Genomic DNA, 10,700 nt, shown 5'->3' with positions numbered 1-10,700 from the left:
AGGCAACAGGAACAGAAGAATGTCATTTTATTTTGATTTTCGATAACGGTAATTTTTCAGAAGATCATACATTCAGTGTTACAGATTTCGTATCAAGTATGCCTCCTGAAATTGTTGCACAAAATTTAGGTTTAACGCTTGAAGAAGTCGCTGCATTACCACAAAAAGAAGCCTATTTCGCTGCCGGAATTGTTCCTGATGAGTTATCATTCACAGCCGCTGCCCGTCCTGGAGAATCTGATATAGAATTAACCAGTTTTCACCGTTATCCTTTGCATTCTCAACAGCCGAGAATCATTCCCGGAGGAGGTTTGCAGAGATTGGTTACCAGCAAAGAATTCCCTATCAGCAGTACAATGTCTGGTTCTGTTCTGGAATTGCAACCCGGAGCTTTGAGAGAAATGCACTGGCATCCCAACGCAGACGAATGGCAGTATTTTATTTCCGGACAGGCAGAAATGTCAGTATTTTTAGCGGAAGGAACTGTTGTAACAGAGCAATTCAATGCAGGTGATGTGGGTTATGTTCCGATGGGAGCCGGACATTACATCAAAAATACAGGAGATACAGTTTGTAAAGTCCTTATCGGATTTAACAGCGGTGTTTATGAATCTATTGATTTAAGCGAATGGCTTGCAGGAAATCCAAAGGATGTAGTTGTTACCAATTTTGGTTTGAAGGAAGGTGAAATAGAAAAATTCCCTTCTAAGAAAGTGTTTATTGAACCTAAAAAACTATTATAGATTAAAGTCGATAGTTTAGTTGCAGACTGAAGTCTCTAATTGCCTCGAATGCACAAATAAAAATATTTTTTGGTGCTTTGTTGAAAAAAACATTCGTGAATTCGTGGCAGATAAAATTTATTGAACCTATAAATAATTAGTTATGAAAATAATAAACGTAAAAAAAGCAGTACGCATTGGCTTATTTGCATCAATGCTTGTGGTAACACCACAAATCTATTTTTCACAAACCAAAGTACAGACAACACCTGCAAATACTTCCAAGATCTGGGGAAAAGTGGATGGAATCGCCATCGAAGGAATGGTACAAGGTCCGTCCACAGAAGTTACACCTTTGCAGATTGCCTGCGTTTTTGAATATACAGAAGGAGATATTTTCAATTCGCCACCCGCTTTACCTGAAGCTGTAAATGGAATGGTTCATCTTGACAAAAGCCTGAACGGTATCATCACAGAACTCAGAAAATCCGGAAAATTTGCAGGACATTCACTGGAAACATTACTAATAACACCACCTTCAGGAACCATCGGAGCAAAAAAATTACTGTTGATTGGATTGGGTGACCGGAATAAATTCACGCCCGAGCTGATGCAGCAAGTTGCCAGTGTTGGTATGGAAGAAGCGTTGCGATTGGGGGTTACGAAATATGCTTTCGCAACCGACCTGAAAGACGCAGGAATAGATTCGCCCACCGCAGAAGTTGCAGGATACGGCGTAACCGGAGCCATCAACGCTTACAGAACTCAGGCTTTCCTGAAAGGTAAAAAAATGTCTGCCTACAAACCAATCGAGAAAATCACATTACTTGCGGGACCTGCATTTTTCACAACTGCCGGAGAAGGAATTCAAAAAGCGATTGCTGCTTTTAATAAGTAGAGATTATTAATTCATATTAAATTAGCCACGAATGCACGAATCTAATTACTAATATTTTCTTTTAAATAGGAATTCTACCAGACTCAGTTATAAAAAAATTAGTGAATTCGTGGCAAAAAATAACCTCTCATAACTTGTACCAATGAAATAGCCACGAATGCACGAATCTAATTACTAATATTTTCTTTTAAATGGAAATTATACCAGATTCAGTTATAAAAAAAATTCGAGCATTCGTGGCAAAAATAACCTCTCATACCTTGTACAATGAAATAGCTACGAATGCACTAATCTAATTACTAATATTTTCTTTTAAATAGGAATCTACCAGATTCAGTTATAAAAAAATTCGTGCATTCGTGGCAAAAATAACCTCTTATAAATTGTATCAATGAATAGCCACTAATACACGAATTTAATCTTAATATTTCTTTTTAATTATTGAATTCGTGGCAAAAAAAGAATAATCTCTTCAAAATGGAACAGCCAATAATTTCTTCAGCAAACATTTCAGTTTTACCTGACCCAATCAGGAAGCAGGAAAGATTGGCGGTATTCTTAGCTCTGATTGCAGGATACATCGATGCAACAGGTCTTATCAAATGGAAAACCTACGTTTCTTTTATGAGTGGAAACACAACGCAGCTGGGCGCAGCACTTTCAAGTGATAAATTTGGAGTTATTGTAACATCAGTTACAGTTATCATTCTTTTCCTATTGGGAGTTTACGCAGGAACTTGCCTGTCATTTTGGAAGAGAATTAAGAACCAAATATTACCATTTTACATAGTTTCCGGAATTCTGATTTTTTATACAATAATTGCTTATTTTTATACTATTAATTCTATTTCCTCTATTGCGATGATCGGTTTTTCGATGGGATTGATGAATACGATTGTGACTTCCGTAGGAAACCAAAAAGTGAATACAGATTTCGTAACAGGAACTTTGAACAGCTTGGCAAGAAACACAGCAATGCTGAGTATGACTAAAAATAAGGCGGAAAAAGAAGAATATAAATCCAATGCCATTCGTCTTTTATTCTTGTGGATTGGCTTTTTATCCGGTGCGGTTATCGCTCCTATCCTACTCGATTATTTAGGAAAATGGACTTTTATTTTTCCGGCTCTGTCATTACTGATTTGCGGATTATTGATTTCAAAAATTAACTATAAAAACTCATATTATGTTACAGAAAAATGATGTTGCTCCTGATTTTACATTATTTGCAACGCCCGACCAGAAAATTAAACTCTCAGAATTCAAAGGAAAGAATGTCATTCTCGCTTTTTATCCAGCCGACTGGAGTCCGGTTTGCAGCGATCAGATGGCTTTGTATAATGAAACATTGAAATTTTTCAAACAATATGATGCGGAACTCTTTGGAATTTCTGTGGACAGCAAATGGTGTCATTTGGCCTTTTCACAATCCAGAAATTTACATTTTCCGTTATTAGCAGATTTTGAAGCGAAAGGAGAAATCGCCAGAAAATACGGAGTTTATGATGAGGAAGAAGGTGAATGTAAACGGGCACTATTTGTCATCAACAAAGATGGAATCATCAAATGGAGTTATCTGTCACCAACGGCCATTAATCCGGGAGCTGACGGAATTTTAGAAGCTTTAGAAACACTTAAAACAAAATAATTATGTCATTAAAACCAGCCGTCAGCAAAACTGACCACGCACAAGGCAACTTAGATGCCGATTTAGTTATCGTAGAATATGGAGATTATCAATGTCCGTATTGCGGAGCAGCTTATCCTGTTCTGAAAGAATTGATGAAAGAGTTTGGAAGTCAAATCAAATTTGTTTTCAGAAACTTCCCACTGTCAGAAATGCATCAATATGCAAGACCGGCGGCACTCGCAGCAGAAGCAGCCAATTTGCAAGGAAAATTCTGGGAAATGCACGATGCAATCTATGAAAATCAACAAGATTTGAATGAGAATTTCCTTATGAAATTAGCAGAAAAATTAAAACTGAATATTCCTCAATTTGAAAAAGATCTGGAAAGCACCGAACTGGCAAATAAAGTTGATGCAGATTTTGAAAGCGGAATCGTAAGCGGAGTGAATGGAACACCTTCTTTCTTCGTGAATGGTAAAAAATTCGATGGAGGTGCGGAAAATCTTTTAGAATTGGTAAGGGAAAACGTGAAATAACATTGGAAGTTTGCATTCATACTTACCACATTTTTCCACGGAAACTGCAAAAAAAAGTTACAACTAATTCTTTCTTGAACTCAACGACATTTTTTGCCCGTTCGTCGAAAATTTGAATCAAAAACTTTATAATCCGCAGTAGTTTTACATCAGTTAAGACAGAGAAAAATAAGGGAAACGTGAATTTATAATAAATCTGCAGCCCGACTTGAGTGGAAATCCTTTTTTGCGTGGCCTTTGAGTTCAACTTTACTGAAATCGTCTGCAAAAAAGATTGGGAACGGAAGGCGGATAAAGCTGCCCAAAATAAAATAGAGCAAGTGAACGATTTTAACCTAGGTTAAGATGGATTGGAATTTACAGGACTACATTTGCTAAAGAATTAAGACAACAATATATTAAAATAAATTAATTACAACATTAAAAAATTAAAACAATGAGTACACTTAAATTAAAAGACGGAACAGAAATTTTTTACAAAGATCAAGGCGAAGGACCAACATTGATGTTTCACCACGGGTGGCCTTTATCATCAGACGATTGGGATGCACAGGTGATTTTCTTCCTGCAAAGAGGTTACAGAGTGGTGACCCACGACAGAAGAGGTCACGGCCGTTCAAGTCAGGATATTTACAATCACACGATTGAGCAATATGCTTCTGACGCTGCTGAATTGGTAGAATTCCTTGACCTGAAAGATGTAGTTCACATTGGTCACTCTACAGGTGGCGGTGAAGTTATCCGTTATGTGGCAAAATATGCTAACGGAAGAGCTAAAAAAGCAGTTTTAATCAGTGCCATTCCGCCGGTTATGGTGGCAAGCGAAAACAATCCTGATGGTGTTCCAATGTCAGTATTTGATGGCATCAGAGATCAGACGTTAAACAACAGAAATCAGTTTTATATTGACTTGACTTTTCCTTTCTACGGCTACAACAGAGAAGGTGCAGATGTGAAAGAAGGCGTGCAGAGAAACTGGTGGAGACAGGGAATGATGGGCGGAATTGTGGCTCATTATGACGGTATCAAAGCGTTTTCTGAAACTGACCAGACTGAAGATTTAAAAGCAACTGACATCCCAGTTTTGGTTCTTCACGGTGAAGATGATCAGATCGTGCCTTACCAGAATGCTGCTTTAAAATCTATTAAATTACTGAAAAACGGAACCTTGAAAACATATCCTGGTTTCCCTCACGGAATGCCGACTACGGAAGCTCCGACAATTAATAAAGATCTTTTGGAGTTTATCCAATCTTAAGTGAAAGTGAAATGAAGAAAGGGGTTGATCAACAAGATTTGCCCTTTTATTTTTTATGATTCTTAGAGCCTGTTTAAATTTGATCCAATAAAAATTATTGTGCAGAAATAATTCCTAAAGAAAAATATTCTTCTCACAGATTTATTTCAGTCATAAAAATCTGCGTAATCTGTTAAATCTGCGAGATTTTAAAATTTTAAACAGCCTCTTATTCAACACTTGTTATACTAAAAATTATATTTTTAAATACTCACTAATCGTTTCCAGCACTCCAAAATGATCATTTGAAAGTGCAGAAAAGCTGGCAGCATCCTTTACAGAAGGATGTGCATTCTCCATCGCGTAAGAATATTTTGACTTTTTCAGCATTGTAATATCATTCATATAGTCTCCGAAAGACATTGTTTGGGACGGTGAAATACCCAGAAGATTCTGCAGTTTTTCCAGTGCATTACCTTTATTGATATCTTTATTCATGATGTCCAGCCAGTACTTTCCGGATACAACCACTTCCAGATTATTCTCCTGGAATTTTTTCAGGAAAGGGTAAAGATTTTTTTCGGAACCTTCAGGGTGATACACTGCAATTTTGAAAGCATCATCTTCTACTTCTGTTGTCAGATCGTCTATTTTTTGATTTTCGGTGTAGTATCTGGTGAAATAATTTACAAATTCTTCGTCATTACTTTCGTAATATGCTTTTTTCTTCGCCGAAAGAACGGCTCTTGCACCGGGAATTTCACGGATAGTTCTGATAATTTCTTTTACGAAGGTATGGTCCAATTTGTCTGCAAAAAGTTCCTTATTTTTATAAACTACATAACCTCCATTTTCTGCAATAAAACCGATTTCGTTTTCGATTTCTGTGAAATATTGTGTGATCCCCGGCATTTGTCTTCCGCTTGCAGGAACGAAAAGAATATTTCTTTTTTTCAGCTCCTGGTAAATAGCAGGAAAGTCCGGACTGATTTCGTATTGAGAATTAAGGAAAGTGCCATCCATATCCGTAACAATCAGTTTAATGTCTTTCATAAAGTTAATTTTATACAATGATTCTTACCGAATCCTGTCTTAATTGAATTTCAAATACAAAGTTAAGCTCTTTTATTTAAAGCTTCCTTGTAATGCACAACCGGAAGATTTTTCAATATTTCTGCGCTTTGTTCCGGCGTGATGTCACGTTGCGGTTCTGCCAGCATTTCGTAGCCCACCATAAATTTTTTCACTTCAGCATTTCGCAGCAAGGGTGGATAAAAATGCATATGAAAATGCCATTCAGTATGTTCTTTCCCATCCGTCGGCGATTGATGAATTCCTGATGAATATGGAAACGAAATCTCAAAAAGATTGTCGTACTTTGTGGTTAAATCTTTTATTATTGAAGCTAAAGAAAACTTTTCGGAATCAGAAAACTGAAGGATATTTTCCGCTTTTCTTTTGCTGACAATCATTGTTTCGTAGGGCCAAATTGCCCAAAATGGAACGACAGCTACGAAATCTTCGTTTTCAAGGATGATTCTTTCGTTGGCATCCAACTCTCTTTTTACATAATCTTCCAGAAGAGAAGTTCCATTTTTTTCAAAATAATTTTTCAGATTTTCCTGCGTTCTCAAAACTGTTGACGGAATCGAAGACTGTGCCCAGATTTGTCCGTGCGGATGCGGATTGCTGCATCCCATTACACTTCCTTTATTCTCAAAAATCTGAACGTGGTCAATGTAATCTTCAGCACCTAATTCTTCATATTGCTGCTGCCAGACATCTACTACTTTTTTGATGTCACCGACTTCCATTTCTGGCAAAGTCAGGCTGTGATTTTCTGAAAAGCAAATGACTCTATTAATTCCTCGCTCCGGTTTTAATGTAAAAAAATCAGACTTTTCATCAGAGAATTCAACATTATCTTTCATCAAAGAACCAAAGTCGTTTTCGAAAACAAAAACACCTTTATAATCAGGATTTTTATCCCCATTGACACGCACATTTCCTGAACATAAGTAACAATTTGGGTCGTGAGCAGGAAGTTTTTCTTCGGTAACTTTCTCGGTTTGTCCCTGCCAGGGTCGGTTGGCTCGTTGCGGAGACACCAGAATCCATTCATCCAAAAGCGGATTGTGTCTTCTGTGAGGATGATTTTTCTGATTAAACGACGAATTCATTTCTTTTGTATTCATTAATTCCATCCGATATTTTTACACGGTACACTTTCATTTCGATGTCAAAATCTGCTTTGTATTTTGTGCTGATGTTTTTAATCACTTCATCAACATTTTCATCTTTTATAAGATTGATGCTGCATCCGCCAAAGCCGCCGCCCATTATTCTTGAACCCAAAACGCCGTTTTCCTTCAACGTTTCTTTCACCATAAAATCAAGTTCGTCAGAGCTAACTTCAAATTCTGTTGAAAGTCCGGAATGCGTTTCGATTAAAAGCTGTCCTAAATATTCTACATCACCTTCTGATAAAGCTTTGGCAGCCTTTTCTACCCTTTTGATTTCCTTTAAAAGGTACAGACATCTTTTGTAAGACGTCTCTCCTATTTCTGCTCTCACGGCATCAAGCATTGAAAAACTGAAATCTCGGAATTTTTCTATTTCGGGGAATTTTTCCCACAATACTTTTTTGCCGTTATCAACATCTTTTCTCCTGTCGTTGTAGCCGGAAGTAAGATGCGTATGTTTTACACAACTGTCGAAAAGCACAAGACTGTACCCTTCGATATTAGCTTCAAAATATCGGTGTTCAAGCGAATTGCAGTCGAGCATAATTACTTGATGTTCTTTACCGAAAACGGATGCGAACTGGTCCATAATTCCGCACTTTACACCAACAAAGGTGTGCTCGGATTTCTGACCAATCAGCGCCAGTTCTTTTTTGGTTAAATTTAAATCAAAAATATGGTTAAGAATAAAGGCGAATCCACATTCCAAAGCCGCAGAAGACGACAAACCCGAACCCATCGGAATCGTGCTGCTAAAAGCAATTTGCAAACCGCCAATCTTTTTTTCCCTTTCCTGAACAGCATTGAAAACACCCAATAAATAATTAACCCAAGTCTGCGAAACCGGAGTTTGCTTTTGATAAATATTAAAACTGAAGGATTCATTAAAATCTTTAGCAAAAAAAGTACAGGTTTCCGAATCATCAACTTTTTTCACAGCAAAGCAAATGTATTTGTCAATAGCTGCTGGAAGTACGAAACCATCGCTGTAATCGACGTGTTCGCCAATAATATTAATTCTTCCCGGTGCCAGAAAAATACTTTCCGGTTCCGACTGGAAGAAAGCCTGGAATGCTTCTGTGGTATGATTGATTAATTTCTCCTTCATAGATAACTGCAATTTATGCTTTTTTAGAAATATTTAAAAATTAAAGTTATAAATATCGCTTTAACTTAATTAGAATATTTTAATCACTATTTCATCAATTAAATGATTAACAGTGATGTAATATCCTTAAAAAATGACTTAGAGGCTGGTTAAATTTTTAAAATCTCGCTGATTTAGCAAATTATGCAGATTTTTATGACTGAAATAAATCTGCAAAATCCCCTTAATCTGCGAGAGGAATATTTTTCTTTAATAATTATTTCTGCATAATAATTTTTATTGAATACAATTTAAACAGGTTCTTAATTTCATTCACCAGGAAAAACAATTCCTGATAAATTGCGGATTCTGTCTAAAGTTTGCATCAGCAACAAACTCTTACCGTGAGTTATGATTGGACTTTCGGTAAAACTATTTTGCAGACATTCTGTGGCGTGACGTGCCTCAAACTGGTAGCCAAATCCGCCATTTTTTTCTACGTCAATGATATTTTTCTCTCCATTGGAATAATATTCCAGAGTTGACGAAGGTTCATAGAAAGGGGTGGTTAATTTCAGGCGACCCAATGTACCGCATATTTCTACTTCGGTAGCAAGATCGGCTGATAAAGTAGAAAATAAACTTGCCATACTCCCGTTATCATACTTAAAAATAATGCCACATTGCTCATCAACACCTTGTTCTGTCGCAACAATACTAACGTTAATTTCATCAGGTTTACCCAAAACATCCAATGCTGTAAAAACATTATAAATACCAATATCCATCAATGATCCTCCTCCTGATTCAGGGTTGAGCAAACGAGAATCCGGGTCTGCATTCGCTTGAAAACCGAAATTAGCTAAAACCACTTTTATATCTCCCAAAACCCCGGTTTTCACCATCTCCATCATTTTTTGATAATGAGGTAATAATTTTGTCCATAAAGCATCCATCAAAAACAGTTTTTTCTGACGGGATAACTCAATCATTTCAGCTGCTTGTTTTGCGTTCAGGGCAAATGGTTTTTCACATAAAACGGCTTTGTTATTATTCAGACATAGCAAGGTATTTTCGTGATGCAGGTTGTGCGGTGTTGCGATGTAAATGATATCTACAACATTACTTTCTGCAAGTTCTTTATAACTTCCAAAACTGAATGGAATATTAAAATCTTCGCAAAAACTTTGAGCTTTTTCCAGTGAGCGAGATCCGGCTGTAGTCAGTTCTGCATCTTCTACGTACTTGAGGTCTGCTGCAAACTTATGAGCAATAGTTCCTGTACCCAGAATTCCCCATCTTATTTTTTTCATATTTTGATTAATGAAATATTGGCAAAATCATAAAGTTTATTTTTAACTCTAATTTAATTTTTTCTTTTCATCACTTTTTTTGCGGCTTCTACAATGTCATTTGCAGTCAATCCGTATTTTTCCATCAGTTGATCGGGTGTTCCGCTTTCTCCAAAGCTATCGTTTACGGCAACGTATTCCTGAGGTGCAAGATATTCTGTAATCAAAAGCTGAGCAACGCTGTCTCCCAATCCGCCTAATCTATTGTGTTCTTCGGCAGTTACAACACAACCTGTTTTCTTTACTGATTTCAAAATCGCTTCAGCATCCAAAGGTTTAATCGTGTGAATGTTGATAATTTCAGCATCAATTCCCTGTTCTTCGAGGATTTCTCCAGCTTTTATCGCTTCCCAAACCAAATGTCCGGTTGCAATGATCGTTACATCTTTTCCTTCGTTGACCATCCAGGCTTTTCCGATTTGAAAGGTTTGATTTTCATCCGTAAAAACAGGAATTACTGGTCTTCCGAATCTCAGATAAACCGGACCTTCGTAATCTGCGATGGCAATAGTTGCTGCTTTGGTTTGATTGTAATCGCAAGTGTTGATAACGGTCATTCCGGGAAGCATTTTCATCAAGCCAATATCTTCCAATATTTGGTGTGTTGCTCCATCTTCACCTAAAGTTAAACCGGCGTGGGAAGCACATATTTTCACGTTTTTATCGGAATACGCCACCGACTGACGAATCTGGTCATAAACTCTTCCTGTTGAAAAGTTGGCAAATGTACCCGTAAACGGAATTTTCCCTTCGATGGCTAATCCTGCGGCGATGCCAATCATATTGGCTTCGGCAATACCAATCTGGAAAAAACGTTCCGGCGCTTTTTCGATGAATTTTTCCATTTTCAGGGAACCGATAAGGTCGGCGCAAAGTGCTACGACATCAGGATTTTTGTCTGCCAGTTCTGCGAGACCGGCTCCGAAACCGCTTCTTGTATCTTTTTTTTCTGTGTAGGTATATTTTTTCATTGTTTTTATCTGTTGATGGTTGTT

The 10,700-nt window shown here is 37.2% G+C and carries 11 protein-coding genes; 6 read left to right on the top strand and 5 right to left on the bottom strand.

Annotation, left to right across the window (positions count from 1 at the left end):
* The 6 genes from IX38_RS21590 to IX38_RS21560 form a co-directional block, all read left to right on the top strand.
* On the top strand, window positions 1-743 hold a 743-nt coding region (locus tag IX38_RS21590), incomplete at its 5' end, for a cupin domain-containing protein (protein ID WP_034708142.1).
* Window positions 744-885: 142 nt separating this feature from the next.
* Window positions 886-1,620: a M17 family peptidase N-terminal domain-containing protein gene (locus IX38_RS21585; protein WP_034708141.1), complete on the top strand. Its 735-nt coding sequence runs from the start codon at window positions 886-888 to the stop codon at window positions 1,618-1,620.
* 477 nt (window positions 1,621-2,097) lie between these two features.
* A complete protein-coding gene (locus IX38_RS21580; protein WP_034708140.1) occupies window positions 2,098-2,823 on the top strand; it encodes a YoaK family protein in 726 nt (241 codons plus the stop codon).
* The gene (locus IX38_RS21575; RefSeq protein WP_034708139.1) at window positions 2,807-3,268 is read left to right on the top strand and encodes a redoxin domain-containing protein; all 462 of its coding nucleotides are present in this window, start codon (window positions 2,807-2,809) and stop codon (window positions 3,266-3,268) included. Before IX38_RS21580 ends, IX38_RS21575 begins: the two co-directional genes overlap by 17 nt.
* Window positions 3,269-3,270: 2 nt before the next feature.
* Window positions 3,271-3,786, top strand: coding sequence for a DsbA family protein (locus IX38_RS21570; RefSeq protein ID WP_034708138.1), 516 nt, complete (start codon window positions 3,271-3,273; stop codon window positions 3,784-3,786).
* Between the two features lie 436 nt (window positions 3,787-4,222).
* Entirely contained in the window at window positions 4,223-5,044 is an 822-nt protein-coding gene (locus tag IX38_RS21560; protein WP_034708136.1) for an alpha/beta fold hydrolase, read from the top strand.
* Between the two features lie 234 nt (window positions 5,045-5,278).
* Here IX38_RS21560 and IX38_RS21555 read toward each other — a convergent pair whose 3' ends face one another.
* The 5 genes from IX38_RS21555 to IX38_RS21535 form a co-directional block, all read right to left on the bottom strand.
* On the bottom strand, window positions 5,279-6,076 hold the full coding sequence (locus tag IX38_RS21555; RefSeq protein WP_034708135.1) for a Cof-type HAD-IIB family hydrolase: 798 nt from the start codon (window positions 6,074-6,076) through the stop codon (window positions 5,279-5,281).
* 62 nt (window positions 6,077-6,138) lie between these two features.
* Entirely contained in the window at window positions 6,139-7,218 is a 1,080-nt protein-coding gene (locus IX38_RS21550) for a UDP-glucose--hexose-1-phosphate uridylyltransferase (RefSeq protein ID WP_316934150.1), read from the bottom strand.
* Complete coding sequence (gene galK, locus IX38_RS21545; RefSeq protein ID WP_034708134.1) at window positions 7,187-8,374, bottom strand: galactokinase; 1,188 nt, start codon at window positions 8,372-8,374, stop codon at window positions 7,187-7,189. Before galK ends, IX38_RS21550 begins: the two co-directional genes overlap by 32 nt.
* 308 nt (window positions 8,375-8,682) lie before the next feature.
* Entirely contained in the window at window positions 8,683-9,666 is a 984-nt protein-coding gene (locus tag IX38_RS21540) for a Gfo/Idh/MocA family protein (RefSeq protein ID WP_034708133.1), read from the bottom strand.
* A gap of 53 nt (window positions 9,667-9,719) precedes the next feature.
* Window positions 9,720-10,676, bottom strand: a complete 957-nt coding sequence (locus IX38_RS21535) for a transketolase family protein (protein ID WP_034708143.1) — start codon at window positions 10,674-10,676, stop codon at window positions 9,720-9,722.
* Window positions 10,677-10,700 lie beyond the last annotated feature (24 nt).

The organism is Chryseobacterium luteum, from assembly GCF_000737785.1.
In the GTDB taxonomy this organism is placed as follows: domain Bacteria; phylum Bacteroidota; class Bacteroidia; order Flavobacteriales; family Weeksellaceae; genus Chryseobacterium; species Chryseobacterium luteum.
This window is presented reverse-complemented; position numbering and strand designations above follow the sequence as displayed.